This window comes from Martinezella sp. CNPSo 3890 (assembly GCF_057784455.1).
In genome coordinates this window covers 69,503-89,738 of the sequence record NZ_JBXSOR010000011.1, presented here as the reverse complement: position 1 = coordinate 89,738, position 20,236 = coordinate 69,503, and the positions used below count along the sequence as shown (strand labels likewise).

Genomic DNA, 20,236 nt, shown 5'->3' with positions numbered 1-20,236 from the left:
GGCGCGACCATCATTCGTGCATGTGCGCGAAGGTCATCAGCTCCGAGGGTGCGCAGATCCTCGTGGAAGTCAGCAAGCACCGGCGAAATTCAATCACTCGACCCGTCGCTAACCGCTTTCGAGACGGGCGACAAACCGAGGGCTATCTGGCGTTCGCCACCACCGCGCAAGCCGTTTGGAGCGCGAATTTTCGCGTTCTATCGGCTTCAGTGACGCGGACGGCGACGCTTGCGCCGCATGGGCGTGTCATATCTCATCAAGAGCGACTTCCTATAGGTTAACCCCTCGCAGATTCGACTCTCGACGAGGATTTTCGGGCCAAGCTGGTTTAGTGTTCTTGCCGGCTGGCTGATTTGAGAGCGACAGGTCCGTCGGTATCCATGTTGAGCTCAGCATTGTCGACCATGATAATTCAACAACAGTGGGGCCGCTAGATGCCATTCTGTTGATATGCCCCTTGTCATAGCATCCCAACGACTATGCTTCGGCTGGGATAGCTGCCCGAACACCGTGCAGGAACACACGTAGCTCCATCTCCACAACGCCCTTAACGTCGCTCACAGGTAGATTGTATATGAACTTTCGCACGCCGAGGTAAAATATCGCTGCATGGAGTCCCCAGACCGCTTCAACTTCCATTGGAGAAACGGCCACTTCCGAGACCGGCCGTTTACTGTGCTCGTGACGCAGCTCGTCGATAATTAGTGGAAATATGCGCTCCTTCAGAAGGCCAAGATATCGAGCGTTAAAATCGAGACCTTTCAGGCCGGAGAACATGAAAAGTCGAACCCACTCATATGTGAGAATTGCCTCGGAGTAGTCGCGATAGAAATCCAGGAGGCGGTTTTCGAGCGAGCGTTTACGATCCTTGATGACGTCTTCCCAGAAAGGATTCCATCGCCGGACGAATCCTTCCTGATACACCCTTTCAACTAACGCCTCCTTGTTGGGGAAATAGCGGTAAAGCAAAGGTTGGGTGATGCCGAGCCGCTTGGCAAGCTCGCGCGTCTGACCTTCGAAGCCGAATTCGGCAAAGAAGCTGACAGCCCCGCGAACGATTTCCTGTTCCCTCTCGTCCGGCGCCAGCCGTCTCTTCTGCTGCTTGTCCGTCATAGCTTCATCCTCGCCGCTTTCATTAATTTATCGGCTATTTATCAATGCGTTGCAAGCATGTCCGGTCAGCTTGCGACTTATTCGGCCATCTCCACAAAAATTTCCGGCTTGACGGCGGTTGAATACATTTTATATTTATCGAGTGATAAATAGAGATTGGAGGATTTCTATGGTGAGGAGAAGGGAATTTATGCTCGGCGCGGCTAGTCTGGCGACAATGCAGATGGTGCGGCCGGCATGGAGTCAGTCGTCCCCAATCAGGATCGGGATGCTGAGTGTCAAATCAGGCCCGCTTGCCGCAGGCGGCAGGCAGATGGAAGACGGCTTCAATCTGTTCCTGAAGGAACGTGGAAATACCATTGCCGGCAGACCGGTCGAACTGATCGTGGCCGATACCGCAGGCCAGCCTGCGCAGGCGAAGACCAAGGCGCAGGAATTGATACTGCGATCCGGCGTTCACATGGTGGTTGGACCGGTCGCCGCGTTCGAAGCTCTGGCAATCAACGACTATTTTCAGGAGGCGCAGATTCCGTTTATCTGCTGCTCAGCAGCGGCTGAAGATCTGACTCAGCGCAAGCTCAATCCCTGGTTCATCCGCACCTCATCCACTTCCGCGCAGCCGTGTCACGCCCTTGGTGATTACGCTGCAAAAGAGTTGGGGTATAAGCATATCGCAACGATCGCGGACGATTTCGCATTCGGGCAGGAGCAGACCGCAGGTTTTCAACGTGTTTTCGAGGCAAGTGGCGGATCGATTACGACCAAGCTCTGGGCTCCTCTCAATGCGGCAGATTACGGTTCTTACATCTCCCAGCTTTCGGGCGTCGACGCGGTATTTGCGGCTTTTGCAGGTGCGAACGGGCTGCGCTTTCTCAAGCAGTACAACGAGTACGGGATGAAGGATCAGATCCCTGTCATCGCCGCAATGACCACCGTGGATGAGGGTGTGCTTCACAGCATGGGAGATGAGGCGCTCGGTGTCGTCTCCGCTGGCTGGTATTCCGCTGCGCTCGGGACGCCTGAAAACGCAAAATTTGTCTCGGCCCTGCGTGGTGTCGCAGGTTTTGATCCCGGTTTCTACTCCGCTGGATCCTACTCTGCCGGATTGGCGCTCGAAAAGGCACTGGCTGAAATTGGCGGGAAAGCTGAGGACAAGAATGCGCTGATGGCAGCGCTGAAGAAAGCTGTCGTTGCAAACGATCCGCGCGGTCCATGGCAGCTGGATTCCTACGGCAACCCCGTTCAGAACATATATATCCGCAAGGTTGAACGCAAGGACGGCCGGCTCGTGAACACCGTCGTCAAGACTTACAACCAGGTTTCGCAGTTCTGGACCTATCCACCTGAAGCATTTCTCAAGGAGCCGGTCTACTCGCGAAACGATCCGACACGGATCTGACGAGAACCACATCAAGAAAGGATGTCGTCGGATGATTGTCGACGCACATAATCACGTTATTCCCGAGAATATTGTCACACACCTCCAGAAGGACGTTGACACCTTCGGGGTGACAATCGGTGGTTCAGGAGGCTCCCGTCGGTTGGTTCACCGGGAAGGCTTTGCCTATCCCGCATTCAGCGAATTCCTCGATCCTGTCGAGAAGGTTCGCAAGCTTGATGAGCGGGGGCTGGATATGGCAGTCATATCGCCATCGCCGACGCTGTTCTTCTATCGCATCGCTGATGAACACAATGCCGAGTTCGTCCGCCTGCTCAACGAGCAGATCGCCGCTTTCGTGCGATCTGCTCCTCATCGTCTGATCGGGATGGGAACGCTTCCGATGCAGTCGCCAGAAGCCTCGATTGCGGAGATCGACCATCTGGTCGACAGTCTTGGAATTCGATCGGTGATGATCGGCACGCACATCGACGGTATGCAGCTTGCCGATCCGTCTTTGCGGCCGGTTCTCAGGCACGCGGCCGCACGTGGCGTGTTTATCCTGACGCATCCATATTATTTCGGCTCAAAGCCCGGCCTCGAACCCTACTACCTCACGAACTTGATCGGTAATCCGCTTGATACGACCGTGATGGCGGCGCATTTGATCTTTTCCGGTGTCATGGAAGAAATCCCTGACCTTAAAATCTGCCTGTCACATGGCGGTGGTTTTGCACCCTATCAGGTTGGCCGTCTCGTCCACGGCTGGAACGTCCGCCCGGAAGCAAAGACGCCTGCTTTATCCCCCAGGCAGCTTCTGAAGCGCTTCTACTTCGACACCATCACGCACGATCCGCAGGCGCTGCGCTATCTCGTGGATTTTGCAGGTGCCGATCATGTTCTGCTTGGAACCGACCTCCCGTTCGACATGGCGGATCCGGATCCGGTGAAGACGATTTCTGACGCGGGGATAAGTGAACAGGATCGCACTCGTATTCTTTCAGGAAACGCTATCGAACTTTGCTCCGCAATCACTCCCCGGAGGCTTGCAAATGCCGGCTAATCTTCAAACCAAATTGCCCGACGAGGCTCTGCAGACGATCCGCGGTATCTATGTTGATGGGGCCTTCCGCCCCTCTTCCGGTCATGAATTGATGGAGATCCGTTCGCCGGCAACCGGCGAGATAATCGAAAAGGTCGCTCTGGCGACTGAAACCGATGTGGATCTTGCTGTTCAAAGTGCAGGCCGTGCATTCCGGTCAGCGGACTGGGCAAAAATGTCCGTCCGCACGCGTGCGCGTCTTGTCAACAAGCTTGCGGACGTCATGGAGGCGCATCTCGGGGAACTCTATGAACTCGAAACGCTGAACAATGGTCGTCCTGTCAGGGAGACGCGGGCGCAGCTTGCGCGGGTGCCAGATCTCTTCCGCTACAATGCAGGCTTGGCGCTGGCAAAGCGTGATGATGTTATTCCCGTCGAAGGCGACTATCTGACTTATACAAGGCGTCTCCCGGTCGGGGTCGTGGCAAACATCACGCCGTTCAATCATCCTTTGCTGATTGCCTGCCGCAATCTCGCACCGACCTTTGCATCGGGTTGTACAACGGTGGTCAAACCATCGGAGTATACCCCGCTGACCACGATGCGGCTTGCGGAAATATTCTCGGAGGCTGGCCTCCCGCCAGGTGTATTCAACATTGTCACCGGCAACGGTGCGGTAACCGGCAAGGCTCTCACGAGCCATCCAGGCATTCGCAAGCTGGTTCTGACCGGTGGTACGCAGGCCGGCCGTCTTGCTGGTGCTTCCGCGGCTTCGAATTTCGCGCGACAGACACTCGAGCTCGGGGGCAAAACTCCTGTTATGGTTTTCGAAGACTATGATCTCGATCAGGCCGTCAATTATGCCGCATTCGGCGCTTTCGTCGGTGCCGGTCAAACGTGCGTCTGCGCGGCCCGTCATATTGTCCAGCGTTCCGTTTATGATCAGTTCGTCGAGAAGCTGGCTCAAAAGGCGAAAGCCATCCGGGTCGGCGACCCTTTTTGTCCCGATACGCAAATGGGGCCGGTCATTTCTGAACGTCAGCGCGCCCGCCTGCTCGAATATGTGCAGATCGGCAAAGAGGAAGGAGCGCGATTGGTAGCTGGTGGCAAGATTCCGGAAAACCTCGGCAATACAGGCGGCTTTTTTGTCGAACCCACGGTCTTTGCCGATGTGGGCGCGCATATGCGTGTTGCGCAGGAAGAAGTCTTCGGCCCGTTCACTGTGGTGATACCGTTCGACAGCGAAGCGGATGCGGTTCGCATCGCAAACGACAGCCCCTACGGCCTCGCTGCGGCTGTGCGTACACGCGACGTTGCCCGTGCGCATAGGATGGCAGACAACATCGAGGCGGGCATCGTGTGGATCAATGACCATCACAGGGTCGATGCCGCCTCTCCGTGGGGTGGTTTCAAGCTTTCCGGAACGGGACGCGAGTTCGGCAAGGAAGCATTCGAGGCATATTTCGATGTCAAGGCTGTCATGGTCAATATCGGGGATCGCCCGTTTGACTGGTATGACATGGCAGCCAGCGACGTCAGATTGAACTGACAGGTCGCCACTGGCGTCATCGGCGCAATCGCTGCGCCAAAATTGTAGCGATCCGACCCCGGCGTTTCTGGAGATCCTTGCCGATCCCCGGGCCGGTCTCGCTCGCCCCACTCTGGGAGGAGATTGGATGTACTGGATTACTGGAGTTTTCAACAGTCTGGCCTTCGCTGCGATATTGTTCGTGCTTGCAGCAGGGTTCTCGCTGATTTTCGGTCTTTTGCGGGTGGCAAATCTCACCCACGGTGCCTTCTTCATGCTGGGTGGCTATCTGGCGGCTTCAACGGCCGGATTGGGCTTCTTTCCCGCAGTCCTTGCTGCGGCGCTTGGATGCGCTCTGCTTGGCGGTGTTGTTCAATATGTGTTGATGCAGCGGCTCGCCGGGAAGGAACTTGCCCAGGTTCTCGCGACGCTTGGATTGTCCTTCATCATCGCGGACCAGTGCCTGCTAGTCTGGGGAGGCGATCCAATCGCGGTATCGGCTCCGAGCTATCTTCAGGGCGCTGTGCGGGCAGGCTTCTTCGCCTTCCCCCTGTACCGTCTTTTCCTCATCGGCGCAGCCGCTTTGATTGCTGTTGCACTCTGGCTTCTGGTTGAACGTACGACGCTCGGTGCCCGGATCCGCGCCGCGGTCGATGACCGGGATATGGCGCGAGCCGTTGGCATTCCCGTTTCGAAGCTCTTCACGATCGTCTTTTGCCTTGGTTCTGCCCTTGCAGGGGCAGGTGGCGCTCTGGCGGCGCCGGTCATGTCCGTTTATCCGGGCCTTGATGTCGAAATGCTGCCACTTGCGTTGCTGGTGGTCATTCTCGGCGGGATCGGCAGCCTCGCGGGCTCCTTGATCGGAAGTGTCGTGATCGGAATCATATACACATTTGGCCAGATGCTCCTGCCTGATCTTGCTTACGTAATTCTCTTCCTTCCCATGGTACTTGTTCTCGCGGTGCGCCCGGAAGGCCTGCTTGGGAGGGTTTTGGCATGACCCGTTTTGCTGGCGTTCTCTCACTCGTCCTCGGCATTGCCATTCCCCTGATGATGCCTGGCGAATTCCAGCTCGGCATTGCCACACAGATTCTCGTTTTCGGCCTGTTTGCCGTCAGCGTGAACATCCTGGCTGGATTTGGCGGGATGGTGTCCCTCGGCCATGCGGGCTTTTTGGGAGTGGCGGCCTATGCGTACGCCATCCTCGTCAACAGTTACGCGATGAACCCGGTAATGGCAGCGGGCGCGACGCTTTTGATCGGCACCGCGCTTGCCGCGCTGTTCGGGGTCATCGCATTGCGGACAAAAGGTCTCGGTTTCCTGATGATAACCCTTGCGTTAGGGCAGATCGTATGGGGTGTCGCTCTCCGCTATACGAGCCTGACCAACGGCGACAATGGTATCAGCCTGCCGGCCGATGGCATGCTCGCGGCATCTCCGCTCGGCCGCTATTATCTTTGCCTTGGGGTACTGTGTTTTGTTCTTGGCGCGCTCACCGTATTCGTGCGTTCGCCGCTCGGAGCCGCTCTGAACGGAGTTCGCGATCAACCCCGGCGCATGAGCACGCTTGGATATAACACCTGGGCGATCCGATACATCGCATATGTTCTCTCCGGCACAACCGCGGCCCTGGCGGGCATTCTCTATATCCAGATTTTCCGCTTCATCAGCCCGCATGCGCTTTCGCTCACGGCGTCGTCCGAAGGTATCCTGATGGTGATTTCCGGCGGAATCGGCACCCTGTTCGGACCAGTCGTCGGGGCGGCTATCGTGGTGCTCCTCAAGAATGTGGCCAGTGCTTACACCGATCGCTGGCCGACACTGCTGGGTTTGATTTTCCTGTTCATCATCTTGGTCATGCCGGACGGCCTGCTTCCAGGTCTCAAGCGTTTCGGCCGTGCTTCTCTCGCTCGTTTCGGACGGCACGCATCCAAATCATCGCCCTATGTCCCTCGATCCCAGGAGGCACGTTGATGGCCGCACTCGAAGTTTCCGGCCTCGCCAAGAGCTTTGGTGGATTGCATGTCATCCAGGGGATCTCTTTCTCGGTCATGCCGGGCGAGCGGCGCCTAATCCTTGGCCCGAATGGAGCGGGAAAAACCACGCTGTTCAATCTAATTGCCGGTGATCTCAAACCGAGCGCCGGTCGTATCGTTCTCGGGGGACAGGATGTTTCAACGCTGTCGACGCATCGCCGTGCCGCTTACGGTATCGGGCGAACCTTCCAGATCCTGACGCTGTTTGCGGGTGAAACACTCCTTAGGAACGTGATGCTGGCGGCGCTCGGGCGTACACCACAGCGGTGGCATCCGTTTCAAAACATGGACAGGCATTCGGAGCTGGCCGAGTTCGCCATGGATATGCTTAAGCAGGTCCATCTCGATCACCTTGCCCGACGCCAGGTTTCGGAAACATCCTACGGTGAGCGCAGGAGGCTCGAAATCGCAATGGCGCTGGCTCAGAAGCCGGTGCTGCTGCTGCTCGATGAGCCGCTCGCCGGCTTGTCACGGGAGGAACGAAAAGCAGTTGAGTGCCTGCTCGGTGAGCTGCCCCGTGACCTTACTATCCTGATGATTGAGCATGACATGGAGGTGGCCCTTGCGTTTGCCGAACGCATTGCATTGCTCCATCACGGCAAGCTGCTGGTGGATGGCACCCGTGACGAGGTGATCGCCGATCGTCGTACGAAGGAGGCCTATCTTGCCCAATGATCCACAAGCCCTCGTTCTGCAGGGGGTAAACAGTTACTATGGGGACAGCCATATCCTTCAGGATGTCTCGTTCTCTGTCGCGCAGGGCCACATTCTGGCTCTGCTCGGCCGAAATGGTGCGGGAAAGACCACCTGCATGAACACGGTGGCGGGCCTGATGAGGCCGAGGGGCGGCAAAATCTCGATCTTCGGTCGCTTTGTCGAGGACCAGTCACCCGAAAAGATTTGCCGGGCCGGAATTGCGCTGGTTCCACAGGGGCGGCGGATATTCCGAAACGTGACCGTCACGGAAAATCTCAAGGTCGCACAGATACAAAATGCACCCGCCGATCGCATCCGCTGGACCATTGAGGATATGTTCGGGCTGTTCCCCCGCCTTGGCGAACGCAAGAACCATCATGCCGGCCTTCTGTCGGGTGGCGAGCAGCAGATGCTCGCGATCGGACGTGCCCTGATGACCAGCCCGGCTGTCCTGCTGATGGATGAGCCCACGGAAGGTCTCGCACCGCAGATCGTCGCGGAGGTGGGTTCGATCATCACAAAGCTCAAAACGCTGGGGTTGACGATCGTTCTGGTCGAGCAGCACACGAACTTCGCACTGAGGCTTGCGGATGACGTGGTGATCATCTCGACCGGCGAAATAGTGCTGCGAGAGAAAGCGGAAAAGGTCGTCGCCGACGAGCAGCTATTGGAAAGCCTTTTGGGCGTGCATTGAATGCCAGCCCGCCTGCCAGGGAGAGTGACACATGACACCGATCAAACATGCAATTATCATAGGCGGTTCGATGAGCGGCCTCTTCGCGGCGCATCTGCTCCTTCGCAAGGGATGGACCGTCAGCGTTTACGAGAGGATATCATCGGAACTTGCAGGCCGCGGAGCAGGGATTGTCACCCATAAAGAATTGTTCGATGTGCTGGATGCCTGCGGGATCGACAGCGCAGCGGCAAAGGTTGGTGTCAGTGTCGCAGGGCGCCGTGTCTTCGATGTGGAAGGAAACATTGCGGGAGAACTCGCTCTTCCCCAAGTTCTCACCTCATGGGGAAAACTCTACGCCATCCTGAGGGATACGTTACCGGAAGGCTGTTACCACTATGGGCAGAACCTGACGCGCGTCATACAGGATGAGACGAGGGTCACAGCAGAATTCGGCGATGACAGCACGGCCGCCGGCGACTTGCTGATCGGCGCCGACGGGATTTTTTCCACGGTGCGACTGCAATTCATGCCCGACGCCATGCCGAGCTATGTCGGTTACATCGCCTGGCGCGGCCTTGTGGATGAAGTGGATCTATCGCCAGCCACTCGCGATGCGATCTGCAACCATTTTGCGTTCTCGCTTCCTTCGGGCGAACAGATGCTGGGATACCCGGTCGCCGGTGCCAATGAATCGGTCGAGGTCGGCGAGCGCCGTTTCAATTTCGTCTGGTATCGCCCAGCAGCACAGAACGGGGCTTTGCAGACCATTCTTACCGACACCGATGGCACGACCCATGCGCTCTCCATTCCTCCGACCAAGATCCGCCCCGAGGTAATCAGGGAAATGCGGGATGCCGCGCGGCGCTCGCTCGCTCCGCAGTTCGCCGAAGTGGTCGACAAGACACAGGCGCCATTCATTCAGGCCATTCAGGATCTGGAGACACCCCGCATGATGATCGGCAACAATGTTGTGCTGATCGGTGATGCCGCCTTCGTCGCGCGCCCTCATGTCGGCATGGGCGTGACGAAAGCGGCGGTTGACGCGTTCGAACTCGCCGGAGAGTTGGGGCGTACGGAGAATATCGCTGAAGCGCTTTCGAAATTCGAAGCGAAGCGCCTTGTCTATGGCGCCGCTGTCATTCGCAGAGCTCGCCACCTGGGAGCTTACATGCAGGCACAAATCCTGACCGAAGAAGAAAGAGCGATGGCTGAACGCCATCGCCACCCCGACGCGATCATGAGCGAGACGGCCGTTTCGACCGGCATCGCAGCCTGAAACATTAACGAAAGGAATTGGATATGGGTGATTTTGTATTTGAACGCTGGCCTGCCGCACCTGAGAGCATGGATAAAGCAAGGGCAGCGGAGTTTGTCGCAAACGCTGGGAACGGTCGCGTGGGAAGCAAGCTTGTCTCGGAAACCGACAGGGTGCGCGTGTGGTCATTGACACTTAAACCGTCGGAGCGCATCGGCTTTCACACGCACGTCCTAGACTATTTCTGGACAGCGGTGACAGGCGGCACCGCGCGATCACACTATGGGGACGGTCGTGTGGGGGAAACGACCTACGCTCCCGGCGACACGAAGCATTTCAGCTTCGGTCGTGGCGAGTTCATGACACATGATCTTCAGAACATCGGCGATACGGATCTCGTGTTCACGACCGTCGAATTCAAGGACAGTGCCAACGCGCCGCTCGACCTTTAGGCGTCATTGCTCAGACTGGAGTTCCTCATGGACAATCCCCGAAAAATCAGTCTTGAAAGCATTGCTGCGCGCAGCAGTTTCAAGAGGCTCTGTTCTGCACGTAGTCGCCTTGGTACGCTACTCGCAATTGCTATGGCGACGATCTACTTCGCCTTTATCATCACGGTAGCCTTTTTGCCCGGAACGCTCGGGCGACCGATATTCGCGGGGTCATCGATCAGCATCGGTATCGTAGCGGGAATTGGGATCATGGTCTCGGGCTTCCTTCTGACAGCAATCTACGTGATCTACGCATCACGCCACCTTGATCCGATGGTTGAATCTCTCAGGAGGGAGCCGTGATGCGAAAGAGCGTAATTCTGGCCGCGGGATGTGCCGCGATCCTCTCATCGCCTCCTGCTTGGGCCGACGCCATTTCAGGCGAAGTGACGCGCCAGCCTGTCAATCCGCTTGCGATTGCCATGTTTCTGGTCTTTGTGTTGGCGAGCCTCGCTTTGACGATATGGGCAGCACGGCGCGGGACGCGCACAGCCAGAGATTTTTATGCAGCCGGGGAAGGCTTGAACGGATTGCAGAATGGCCTTGCCATTGCGGGTGATTATACGTCGGCAGCTACATTCCTCGGTGTCACCGCGCTTGTCTATGGTGCGGGATACGATGGAATGATCTATGCGATCGGTTTCCTCGTGGGCTTTCCTATGATCCTTTTCCTCGTTGCAGAGCCGCTCCGCAATCTGGGCAGGTTCACGTTTGCCGATCTTGCTGCCTACCGGCTTTCCGAGAGGCCTTTACGGACGGTGGCGGGTGTCAATACACTCGTGATCGTCCTGTTTTATCTGATCGCCCAGATGGTCGGGGCAGGAAAGCTCATCGAGCTCCTCTTTGGTTTGCCCTACTGGGTCGCCGTGGTTCTCGTGGGCGCCCTGATGATGCTCTATGTGACATTGGGGGGAATGCTGGCGACGACGTGGGTTCAGATTACGAAGGCCGTTCTCCTGCTCTCGGGCGCGCTGCTGATGTCTGTTCTGATCCTGTCGCAGTTCGGGTTTAGCCTGGAAACCCTGTTCAGCACTGCAATCTCGGTACATCCGAAGGGATCGGCCATTATTGGGCCGGGCGGTTTGGTCAAGGACCCGGTTTCTGCGATTTCGCTGGGAACCGCCCTCATCTTTGGAACAGCTGGTCTGCCGCACATTCTGATGCGGTTCTTCACGGTGGCTGACGGGCGCCAAGCAAGGACGTCGGTTTTGGTTGCGACGGGCTTCATCACGGTTTTCTATACGTTGCTGTTCATACTCGGATTCGGAGCCATAGCGCTTCTGACGACGGATCCGTCTTATAAGGACGCTGCCGGCGCAATTCTGGGCGGAAGTAACATGGTGGCGATCCACGTTGCCGATAAGCTGGGCGGATCGGTGTTGATGGGCTTCATATCCGCCGTCGCCTTCGCAACGATTCTCGCCGTCGTATCGGGACTGACGATGGCAGGGGCGTCCGCTGCTGGCCACGATCTGTTCGCCCGGGCAATGTATCGAGGGAAAATTTCAGAGCGCGCTGAAATCCTTGTGTCAAAGTTTTCCGCCGTCGTAATCAGTCTGCTTTCGATCGGTTTGGGGATCGCGTTCGAAAATCAGAACATTGCCTTTCTGGTTGGGCTCGTTTTCGCTATCGCCGCGAGCGCCAATTTTCCGGTTATATTGCTGTCGGTTGTATGGCGTAACCTGACGACGCGCGGCGCCGTTGCGGGTTCGATTGTCGGGTTGTTAACGGCGCTGCTTCTGGTCGCCCTAGGACCAGCAGTCTGGACGAATGTTCTGCGGCTGGGTGCGGCTCCGTTTCCCTATGATAATCCGGCTCTTTTCTCAGTTCCTCTCGCGTTTCTGGTAACGTTCATAGTTTCGCTTTCCGACAGGAGCAAAGCGGCAGGATTGGAGAGGTCGGCATTCGAAGCCCAGTACGTGACGGCTCATACAGGATTCGGGCCTTAGCCGTGGCAGAGCGGATGGCGCGTCTTCAGGCAAGCGATGCCGCCTACGACGCGCCCCTCGCAATTGATAGCGGCAAGCTTGACACGAAGGCAGTTGCTACCACTGAGACAGGAACGAAGAGGCCGGCCGTGGGCGCCGCGCAAGCGGGGTCGGGGAGTGATCTCTATGCGGCTGCACTGAAGGCAGGCCTCAGCGGCCAAAATCTCGAGCTGAACGGCCAGCGCACAAAGGAGGATTTCTTCAACGCCGATATCAAAGGACTCGGACGTTTATCGAACAGGTTGGTGCCTAAGCAGTCACTTTTTAAGCTGAAGCGCGGCGCGGTCATCCCGGCGACATTGATTACCGGCATCAATTCCGACCTTCCTAGCCGCATCACGGCGCCGGTAAGCCAGAACGTCTTCGACTCGGCGACGGGCGATCGCCTGCTGATCCCGCAAGGTCCAGGTTATTTGGCCGTTACGACAGCAAAAATGTCCTTCGGCCGATCCAGTGTACTGGTCGTCTGGACGGATCTCATTTTTCCCAATGGCGCCACGCTTCAAATTGGCGGCATGGCGGGAACGGACGCGCAGGGCTATGGCTGCTTCAACGACAGAGTCAACAACCATTACTTCAGGACTTCCGGTTCCGCGATCGTCGTTGCGCTTATTGGAACCGACATCGATCGGGCAATCCCGCAAAGTTCGACGCTGGCAACGCAAGACACAGCCTCCGATGCCGCCTGCCACAGCTTCGCCGAAACCTTCGGTCGGGTCGCCGAGCGCACGGTCGACCGAAACCTGGACGTGCAGCCGACACTGCAGATCCGTCCAGGATACAAGTTCAACGTCCTCGTCGACCAGGACATTATCCTTCCCGAAGATTACAGAGGCTGATGCTTCATCCTTGACGGCAGAGTCAGATATACTCCTTGCAGTCTATCGGGTTGCGGGCATCTGTCTCACTCTCGCACGATCGAAAGCAACACCTCAACCTTCCACATGCCCGCGGAGCCGACAATTTTCAATTCGGCCAGATGCGAATACCGGGCGGCTCTGCGGAGATAACGCCGCGTCGGAGGAGCATCGTTTACACCCGGATTGGTTCATGAGGCCGCATACGGGGATTTGCATTCGATATTGACCCACATAGCGGCTGAGAACTCATCGGCGACTTTCGATATTGGCCGTAAAGGCAGCTCGCGGTGAAATTTGAAGTTGACTGAAATTTGACGCGAAAGGACACACCTCTTCCGAGCGAACCGCACCGCGGCGAAACGTCACCGCAGCGCGGACCGGGCCTCGCTAGCGTGGCATGATTCCCGGCTGGTCGTTTGGTATCTTCGCAATGTCCTGCAGGTTCATGTTGAGATGCTGAGCGACCAGAGACGGTGGTGTGTGCGAAAGCCAGGATGAGAGGCCAATCTCTTGATATTCCGGCACTTTGAAGACAGCGACGAATTGCAAGTCGGTTTTGCCGGTATTTTCGATGATGTGACCCTGGCTTTTCTTGACATAACCAATGTCTCCAGCCTTAAAATCAGCAGTCTGGCTGCGGGGGCCAGCATCGAATACGGTCATTCGGCCTTCTCCCTTAATCCAGTACTGCCACTCGTCTGCGTTCGGATGCCAATGCATTTCCCTCACTGCTCCGGGCTTGATCGTCTCAAGTGCGGCCGCGATGGTCTTCGAGACTGTGAATGCGCTGCTGTCCGCAAGCTGCAGAATGCCGCTCGAGTTCTGCTTGACCGGTTTTGAGGCTGCCAACCGGTAAGTAAAGGGAAAGTCTGGAAGTCCGGCGCCCGCAACGGCTTCCTGATCCGACGAAAGCGGACCTGGCAGTTCACCCTGAAAAATCCAGAGGTCGCTTAGTGGGATTGATTTGAATGCGTCCTGAGGCATTCCGAAGTTCTTGGTCAAGAGCGCCGGCGGCGTGTGGGCGAGCCAGTCGGTCAGCAGCAAGGTGCCATACTCGGATTGGTCTCCTTCGTCGAAGACGATGACGAATTCACATCCGTCCGGCCCAAGGCCTTGAAGCGAGTGAGGGAAGCCGGCTGGGAAATACCAAAGATCACCAGCTTCGACGTCCTGCACGTAAGCGCGGCCCTTTGCGTCGAGTACCGTGATGCGGCAACGTCCGTTTGTCATCACCGCCCACTCAGCAGCGCGATGCCAATGCATCTCGCGTATTCCGCCCGGACCAAGCCGCATGTTCACGCCTGACACGGCCTCGGAGATGGCGAAATCCGCCTTGGTTACCTGCCGCGCCCAGCCGCCATTTTGAATGCGTTTCGGGGCATTGTTGAAGGACGCCCAGAACAGTTGCATGTCGCCGACATCGGTCGCCGGCGGATCCTGGAAGGACGGGAACTGCTCTCCAAGCGCAGGATTTTTTGGTCCCGGATCGGTTAGCCCTGCGGGATTGGCGTTGATGGCCCCTTCCGCAGGTCGATCCGGATTTCCAAACGAAGCCGCATTTGCCGTCGCGGCAAGTGCGACACTTCCTGCTGCTCCGAGGGCAAGCACTTTACGTCGTGACAGGTTATCCATAGTCCTGATCCCTTTCAAACTGGATTGGAAACGGTTGATCGACAATGCGCACGGTCCGTCGGCGACGGGAAAGTGAGCCCGTCTGCCGTCCGATTTGGCAATGCTTGTTGCGGTTCTCGATTAATCCGGACGCTATATCTCGGAGAGGCGAACCTTTCCGGAGACGGCCATAACTGTCTGGATGAAGGAAACATGCCTGCTGGCGCAGATTGGCGCCCGGTAGCCGGGTGTCATCAAAGCCGCGGCACCGGCGAGATTTGCGAGGGTAAACCAGAGAGGATTATGAGCAGTTCCGACAATGCTCGCACTCGCTAGAGATCCAGCGATGAGTGCCACCGAAAGGTGAACAGGTGGGCGAGGGAGTCTTCGTACATTGCCGGGCCTCTTCCGCAAATAAGAGCGTTTCAGGAGTTGCTTGTGAAAGAAAACTAGGCAATCGACGATCTGCTGTGAACCATACGCAAGTTTAGGTTCGTTCATACGATGTCATCAGAGCAATCGCAGAACCAACAGCGCGAGCTGAACAGGTTCCGTGCGGTAGGTCACGCCTATTGCTTTCCGCGCAGGTGAAGGAAGCTTGATTGTCCACGCCTAACACGACGTGCAGGGCCGCGTTGCATGAAGGGGCCGATGCTATCATGTCAGCATTACCTGTCACGAGAGATCAAAACAGGAAGTCATCTCGTTCAGGAAGCCCAATTGCCCGGAGTTCGATCTCTGCAAACGACAACGTCTTCAACTCTCCCTCGGCACTATACCTGGCTATCGCGTGTTCAATCGATTGCGTCAGCTCTTGGTGCTACCCCAACTAAACCTCTGTATAGATGCCAGCCGCATATGCGGCGCTCTATTGTGAACTGAAGAGCCATCTCACAAATCGCCGTGCATCGGCGCCAGCGGGCATTGGCCCGATAATCCCGCCTGTTATGGCAAGACTTTCGAACCTCTGGGCGACTGGCCGATAGCGCATGCCTGCCGCCTCCCATTTGTTGGCAAAATAGGAGCCGAGAGATGTCTCATTCCACAAAGTTTGACGAAGCTTCTCCGTTCAATCGGAGACCGGCCCCGTTCGGCAGGATAGGCGCCCCTGGTCTGATGCTGCTTTTGTTGACCGTCTGGCCCTTCCAATCCATGCGAGCTGCCTTTGGGGAGGAGGCCCGACAAACGACCCCGGTTCCGGTGCAGGCGGTTAACGCACGATACGAGGATGTACCCGTCTATATCGAGGGACTCGGTACGGTCCAGGCTTCTAATACCGTCACCATCAAGACGCGCGTTGACGGCGAGCTGCAAAAGGTTCTCTTCACCGAGGGCCAGGACGTCAAGAAGGGCGATCTTCTCGCCGTAATTGATCCGCGCCCCTATCAGGCAGCGCTCGACCAAGCAACCGCAAAGATTGTCCAGGATCAGGCTGATCTTGCCAACGCCCAATACTTGCTTGCCAAGGATCAAACCCTGGCGAAGCAGGCGATTGCCACGCAAGAGACGGTGGAAAGTCAACAGAGCCAGGTTGACGGGCTAACTGCGAAGTTGGTCCAGGATAAGGCGGCAAAGGAGGCGGCGGAAATTTCCCTGTCCTATACGCAGATCAAATCTCCAATCGATGGTCGCACGGGCATCCGGAAGATCGATGTGGGCAACCAGGTGCACACGACGGATACGAACGGCATTGTCGTCGTCACGCAAACACGTCCGATCGCCGTTCTGTCGTCCTTGCGCGAGAGCGATCTTGAAGCGCTTCGCCAAGCCATGCGTGCCGGTCCCGTGGAGGTCAATGCGTTAACCAGCGACCGTTCGCAAAAGCTTGCTACGGGTACGATTTCCCTCATCGACAATGAAATCGACCAGAGCAGCGGCACGATCCGCATCAAGTCGACCTTTGAAAATGCCGATGATGCCTTGTGGCCGGGGCAGTTTGTAACACTGCAGGTGCGTGAGAAGGTCCTTTCTCACGCGCTGACCATACCGTCTTCCGCGCTTCAGCGCGGGGCAAACGGATTCTTTGTCTACGTGGTGAACACCGACAATACTACTGCCGTCCGTCCCGTGGTACCCGGTCCGATCAGCGAGGGCAGCGCCGTGATTTCTAGTGGTCTGGAAGACAACGACACGGTCGTGACTGAAGGACAGTATCGACTGGAAGCCGGAACGCGAGTGTCGATACAGACATCCACCGCAGTCGAAACCAACGGGCAAAAGGATTGATCCATGCCTATCTCCTCCTGGTTCATCCACCGACCGATCGCGACTTCGCTGATCATGGTCGCGCTCGTTGCGATCGGAGCGGCAGCCTATCCGCTTCTTCCCGTAGCCCCGCTCCCGCAGGTCGATTTCCCGACGATCCAGGTTTCGACCCAATTGCCCGGCGCCGATCCAAAGACGATGGCGTCCTCGGTCACGCAGCCGCTCGAACGGCAATTCGGTCAAATTGCGGGTGTTACGCAGATGACGTCATCGAGCACCTTGGGAAGCAGCTCTATCACCTTGCAGTTTGATCTCTCGCGCAATGTCGATAGTGCTGCCCAGGACGTTCAGACGGCCATCAATGCGGCCGGCGGACAACTTCCGGCTGGACTGCCATCGCCACCAACCTATCGTAAGGTCAATCCGGCGGACCCGCCGATCATGGTCTTGGCTTTGACCTCCGACGAATTGCCACTGACCAAGGTGGATGACTTCGCCGAGAGCATACTAGCCCAGCACATCAGTCAATTGAACGGTGTTTCTCAGGTTCTCATATTTGGCCAGCAGAAGCCTGCGGTGCGCTTGCAGATCGACCCCAATGCCATCGCGCAGCTCGGCCTTTCGCTGGAGGATATCCGCAGTGCCGTCACGACGCTGACAGCCGATGCACCAAAGGGAACTGTTCAGGCGCCCGAACGCACCTACACGATCTATGACAACGACCAGCTCCTGCAGGCGCAACCATGGAACGATGCGATCGTCGCCTACAAGAACGGGGCACCCATTCGCGTTCGCGACATCGGGCGAGCCGCGGATGGAGCGGAGAACACGCAGATTGCGGCATGGTCCAACGGCAAGCCGGCGATCCTTTTGCCAATCTTCAAGCTGCCGGGGGCGAATGTCATCGATACGGTCGATCAGATCAAGGCCATTCTTCCGCAGCTTCAGGCGATTGCACCGAGCGCTCTGCATGTTTCGATCCTCAGTGACCGCACCGTCACCATCAGGGCCTCGGTCGCCGATGTGGAAACGACACTATTGATTACGATCGTCCTGGTCGTGATGGTGATTTTTCTGTTCCTGCGGAATTTCTGGGCCACTGTGATCCCCGGCGTAACCGTCCCGCTTTCGCTTCTGGCAACGCTGGCGTTGATGTACGTCGTTGGCTTCAGTCTAGACAATCTCTCGCTGATGGGTCTCAGCATTGCCATAGGCTTCGTGGTGGATGATGCTATCGTGATGATCGAGAACATTCATCGACACATGGAAATGGGCAAGACGCCCAGACAGGCGGCGCTCGACGGATCCGCTGAAATCGGATTTACCATAATATCCATCAGTATATCGCTGGTCGCCGTTTTCATTCCATTGCTTCTGATGGGAGGGATCGTCGGCGAGCTGTTTCGCGAGTTCGCGATCACCGTCACCATGACCATCGTCATATCCGCGCTGGTGTCGCTCACTATCACGCCGATGATGAGCGCCCGATTTCTTCGACCCGAGACCAAGAAAGGCCATGGAAAGCTCTATATGGCATTCGAACATGGCTTCGACGCCCTGCTTGCCCGCTATGCCAAATCGCTGGACGCAACGCTGCACCATCACCGTGTGACCTTTGGAATCTTCTTGTTATCGATCGCAGCAACCGCCTATTTGTTCATCGAAATTCCAAAGGGTTTCTTCCCCACGCAGGACACAGGTCTGATCACCGGCGTGCTAGAGGCATCGCAGGACATTTCCTTCAAGAAGATGTCAGCACTGCAGCTTGAGGCTGGGACTATCGTGCAAAGCGATCCCGGTGTTGCAACCGTCGGAATGCAGGTGGGCGGTGGCGCGGGTTCCACGCTCAACACGAGCCGTATGTTCATTACTCTGAAGCCACTTGATCAGCGTCATGCCTCGGCCAGCGACATCATCGAGAGACTGCGCCCCAAACTTGCGCAGTTGCAGGGCGCACAGCTCTTTCTTCAGTCCGCCCAGGACATCAATGTTGGCGGCCGAAGCTCGGCAACGCAGTTTCAATACACCTTGCAGGACGGCAATGCCGAAGAGCTCGACAATTGGGCTCAAAAGCTCTTGGCCAAATTCAAGACGCTTCCTGAATTGGCAGACGTCGCAACGGACCAGCAGACGAGTGGCGCCACGGTTAGCCTGGAGATCGATCGGGATCAGGCAGCCCGGTTTGGGATTGCGCCGCAAGCGATAGACAACACTCTCTATGACGCATTCGGGCAAAGACAGGTCACCCAGTATTTTACGGATCTGAACAGCTACCATGTCGTGATGGAGGTTGCGCCCGAATATCAAAATTCACCTTCAACGATCGACAATCTCTACATCAAATCGCCGCTCACGGGAGAGCAGGTGCCACTCAATCTCCTGGTGAAACAAAGCACGAAGCCGACAGCGGTGCTCGCGGTCAGCCATCAGAGCCAATTCCCCTCGGTGACGCTCTCCTTCAATCTGTCGAAAGGGGTTGCGCTTAGCCAGGCCGTCGCAGCGATCGGCAACGCACAGGCATCAATGGGCGTTCCCTCGACACTGATTGGAACCTTCCAAGGCAATGCACAGGCTTATCAATCGTCTTTGGCGAGCGAACCTCTGCTGGTCCTTTCCGCAGTGATGGTCATTTATCTCATTCTCGGTGTCCTGTATGAGAATTATTTCCATCCTCTGACTATTCTCTCCACTTTGCCCTCCGCCGGATTAGGTGCGCTGGCAGGTCTTTGGGCGTTCGGATTTGATTTTTCGGTCATCGCCTTGATTGGCGTTGTCCTGTTGATAGGCATCGTGAAGAAGAACGGAATCATGATCGTCGATTTTGCTATCCAGGCTCAACGCGAGGCAGGAATGTCCGCCGAGGCAGCGATCCGGCGGGCATGTCTCCTTCGTTTCCGCCCGATCATCATGACGACCTCCGCGGCACTGCTGGCCGGCGTCCCCCTGATCCTCGGTCACGGGACCGGTTCGGAGCTTCGTCAGCCGCTTGGTTATTCCATCGTGGGCGGATTGATCATCAGTCAGATCATGACGCTCTACACCACGCCGGTTGTCTATCTTTACCTCGAAAGATTGGCAGAGCTCCTGTCTCGCCGCTCCCGACCCGCAGCTGACAGGTCAAGCACACAGGACGCACGCAATGGCTCAGACGACCCTGGAGAAATGATCGCCACGAACGATCATTAAGCAAGATTTGGCGCCAGAGTGTCGGCATTTGTCATGCGGCAATCCCTCCAAATACAAACCAGCCACCGCAGGACCCCGGTTCGTCCAGCCGAGATCCCGCGGCGTTGCTGCTTGCCATTTCATCATGGAGTATGACCGATGAGTGGTGTGATCGATCTGGGCCGGTCGCGT

General features: G+C 57.0%; 16 protein-coding genes. 14 read left to right on the top strand and 2 right to left on the bottom strand.

All coding sequences use genetic code 11. The features are described from left to right. Window positions 1-477: 477 nt before the first annotated feature. Window positions 478-1,113 carry a TetR/AcrR family transcriptional regulator gene (locus tag AC13RC_RS23030; RefSeq protein WP_488558531.1) on the bottom strand — a complete coding sequence of 212 codons (636 nt, stop codon included), beginning with the start codon at window positions 1,111-1,113 and terminating at the stop codon, window positions 478-480. A 190-nt stretch (window positions 1,114-1,303) separates the two neighbouring features. Here AC13RC_RS23030 and AC13RC_RS23025 point away from each other — a divergent pair, with 190 nt between their 5' ends. From AC13RC_RS23025 to trbI, 12 genes are all read left to right on the top strand, one after another. Continuing rightward, entirely contained in the window at window positions 1,304-2,512 is a 1,209-nt protein-coding gene (locus tag AC13RC_RS23025) for an ABC transporter substrate-binding protein (RefSeq protein WP_488558530.1), read from the top strand. Window positions 2,513-2,543: 31 nt separating this feature from the next. After that, on the top strand, window positions 2,544-3,554 hold the full coding sequence (locus tag AC13RC_RS23020; protein ID WP_488558529.1) for an amidohydrolase family protein: 1,011 nt from the start codon (window positions 2,544-2,546) through the stop codon (window positions 3,552-3,554). Next, window positions 3,544-5,082 (top strand): aldehyde dehydrogenase, encoded by a 1,539-nt coding sequence (locus AC13RC_RS23015; RefSeq protein ID WP_488558528.1) that lies wholly within the window; start codon window positions 3,544-3,546, stop codon window positions 5,080-5,082. Before AC13RC_RS23020 ends, AC13RC_RS23015 begins: the two co-directional genes overlap by 11 nt. Before the next feature lie 127 nt (window positions 5,083-5,209). After that, entirely contained in the window at window positions 5,210-6,061 is an 852-nt protein-coding gene (locus tag AC13RC_RS23010; RefSeq protein ID WP_488558527.1) for a branched-chain amino acid ABC transporter permease, read from the top strand. Then, complete coding sequence (locus tag AC13RC_RS23005) at window positions 6,058-7,035, top strand: branched-chain amino acid ABC transporter permease (RefSeq protein WP_488558526.1); 978 nt, start codon at window positions 6,058-6,060, stop codon at window positions 7,033-7,035. The genes AC13RC_RS23010 and AC13RC_RS23005 overlap by 4 nt, the downstream gene beginning before the upstream one ends. Beyond that, window positions 7,035-7,772: an ABC transporter ATP-binding protein gene (locus AC13RC_RS23000; protein WP_488558525.1), complete on the top strand. Its 738-nt coding sequence runs from the start codon at window positions 7,035-7,037 to the stop codon at window positions 7,770-7,772. Before AC13RC_RS23005 ends, AC13RC_RS23000 begins: the two co-directional genes overlap by 1 nt. Further along, window positions 7,762-8,487 carry an ABC transporter ATP-binding protein gene (locus tag AC13RC_RS22995; RefSeq protein WP_488558524.1) on the top strand — a complete coding sequence of 242 codons (726 nt, stop codon included), beginning with the start codon at window positions 7,762-7,764 and terminating at the stop codon, window positions 8,485-8,487. Before AC13RC_RS23000 ends, AC13RC_RS22995 begins: the two co-directional genes overlap by 11 nt. A 31-nt stretch (window positions 8,488-8,518) precedes the next feature. After that, a complete protein-coding gene (locus AC13RC_RS22990) occupies window positions 8,519-9,745 on the top strand; it encodes an FAD binding domain-containing protein (protein ID WP_488558523.1) in 1,227 nt (408 codons plus the stop codon). A 23-nt stretch (window positions 9,746-9,768) separates the two neighbouring features. Beyond that, a complete protein-coding gene (locus tag AC13RC_RS22985) occupies window positions 9,769-10,176 on the top strand; it encodes a cupin domain-containing protein (protein WP_488558522.1) in 408 nt (135 codons plus the stop codon). Window positions 10,177-10,203: 27 nt separating this feature from the next. After that, window positions 10,204-10,518: a DUF485 domain-containing protein gene (locus AC13RC_RS22980; protein ID WP_488558521.1), complete on the top strand. Its 315-nt coding sequence runs from the start codon at window positions 10,204-10,206 to the stop codon at window positions 10,516-10,518. Next, window positions 10,518-12,164, top strand: a complete 1,647-nt coding sequence (gene actP / locus AC13RC_RS22975; protein ID WP_488558520.1) for a cation/acetate symporter ActP — start codon at window positions 10,518-10,520, stop codon at window positions 12,162-12,164. The genes AC13RC_RS22980 and actP overlap by 1 nt, the downstream gene beginning before the upstream one ends. Window positions 12,165-12,178: 14 nt before the next feature. Then, window positions 12,179-13,042, top strand: coding sequence for an IncP-type conjugal transfer protein TrbI (trbI, locus tag AC13RC_RS22970; protein WP_488558519.1), 864 nt, complete (start codon window positions 12,179-12,181; stop codon window positions 13,040-13,042). Between the two features lie 408 nt (window positions 13,043-13,450). On the opposite strand, the gene AC13RC_RS22965 is transcribed toward trbI, so the two are convergent. After that, on the bottom strand, window positions 13,451-14,695 hold the full coding sequence (locus AC13RC_RS22965; RefSeq protein ID WP_488558602.1) for a cupin domain-containing protein: 1,245 nt from the start codon (window positions 14,693-14,695) through the stop codon (window positions 13,451-13,453). A gap of 1,095 nt (window positions 14,696-15,790) precedes the next feature. Here AC13RC_RS22965 and AC13RC_RS22960 point away from each other — a divergent pair. Together AC13RC_RS22960 and AC13RC_RS22955 are read left to right on the top strand one after the other, a co-directional pair. Continuing rightward, window positions 15,791-16,900, top strand: coding sequence for an efflux RND transporter periplasmic adaptor subunit (locus tag AC13RC_RS22960; RefSeq protein ID WP_488558518.1), 1,110 nt, complete (start codon window positions 15,791-15,793; stop codon window positions 16,898-16,900). A gap of 3 nt (window positions 16,901-16,903) precedes the next feature. Then, the gene (locus AC13RC_RS22955) at window positions 16,904-20,065 is read left to right on the top strand and encodes an efflux RND transporter permease subunit (protein ID WP_488558517.1); all 3,162 of its coding nucleotides are present in this window, start codon (window positions 16,904-16,906) and stop codon (window positions 20,063-20,065) included. The last annotated feature ends 171 nt before the right edge of the window (window positions 20,066-20,236 follow it).

Bases quoted from the DNA above. Each gene is read 5' to 3' on its own strand.
- AC13RC_RS22965 (WP_488558602.1), bottom strand. From the start codon at position 14,695: ATGGATAACCTGTCACGACGTAAAGTGCTTGCCCTCGGAGCAGCAGGA.
- AC13RC_RS23020 (WP_488558529.1), top strand. From the start codon at position 2,544: ATGATTGTCGACGCACATAATCACGTTATTCCCGAGAATATTGTCACA.
- AC13RC_RS22980 (WP_488558521.1), top strand. From the start codon at position 10,204: ATGGACAATCCCCGAAAAATCAGTCTTGAAAGCATTGCTGCGCGCAGC.
- AC13RC_RS22990 (WP_488558523.1), top strand. From the start codon at position 8,519: ATGACACCGATCAAACATGCAATTATCATAGGCGGTTCGATGAGCGGC.
- AC13RC_RS22955 (WP_488558517.1), top strand. From the start codon at position 16,904: ATGCCTATCTCCTCCTGGTTCATCCACCGACCGATCGCGACTTCGCTG.
- AC13RC_RS23025 (WP_488558530.1), top strand. From the start codon at position 1,304: ATGCTCGGCGCGGCTAGTCTGGCGACAATGCAGATGGTGCGGCCGGCA.
- AC13RC_RS23000 (WP_488558525.1), top strand. From the start codon at position 7,035: ATGGCCGCACTCGAAGTTTCCGGCCTCGCCAAGAGCTTTGGTGGATTG.
- AC13RC_RS23010 (WP_488558527.1), top strand. From the start codon at position 5,210: ATGTACTGGATTACTGGAGTTTTCAACAGTCTGGCCTTCGCTGCGATA.
- AC13RC_RS23005 (WP_488558526.1), top strand. From the start codon at position 6,058: ATGACCCGTTTTGCTGGCGTTCTCTCACTCGTCCTCGGCATTGCCATT.
- AC13RC_RS22960 (WP_488558518.1), top strand. From the start codon at position 15,791: ATGCTGCTTTTGTTGACCGTCTGGCCCTTCCAATCCATGCGAGCTGCC.
- AC13RC_RS23030 (WP_488558531.1), bottom strand. From the start codon at position 1,113: ATGACGGACAAGCAGCAGAAGAGACGGCTGGCGCCGGACGAGAGGGAA.
- AC13RC_RS23015 (WP_488558528.1), top strand. From the start codon at position 3,544: ATGCCGGCTAATCTTCAAACCAAATTGCCCGACGAGGCTCTGCAGACG.
- AC13RC_RS22985 (WP_488558522.1), top strand. From the start codon at position 9,769: ATGGGTGATTTTGTATTTGAACGCTGGCCTGCCGCACCTGAGAGCATG.
- trbI (WP_488558519.1), top strand. From the start codon at position 12,179: ATGGCGCGTCTTCAGGCAAGCGATGCCGCCTACGACGCGCCCCTCGCA.
- actP (WP_488558520.1), top strand. From the start codon at position 10,518: ATGCGAAAGAGCGTAATTCTGGCCGCGGGATGTGCCGCGATCCTCTCA.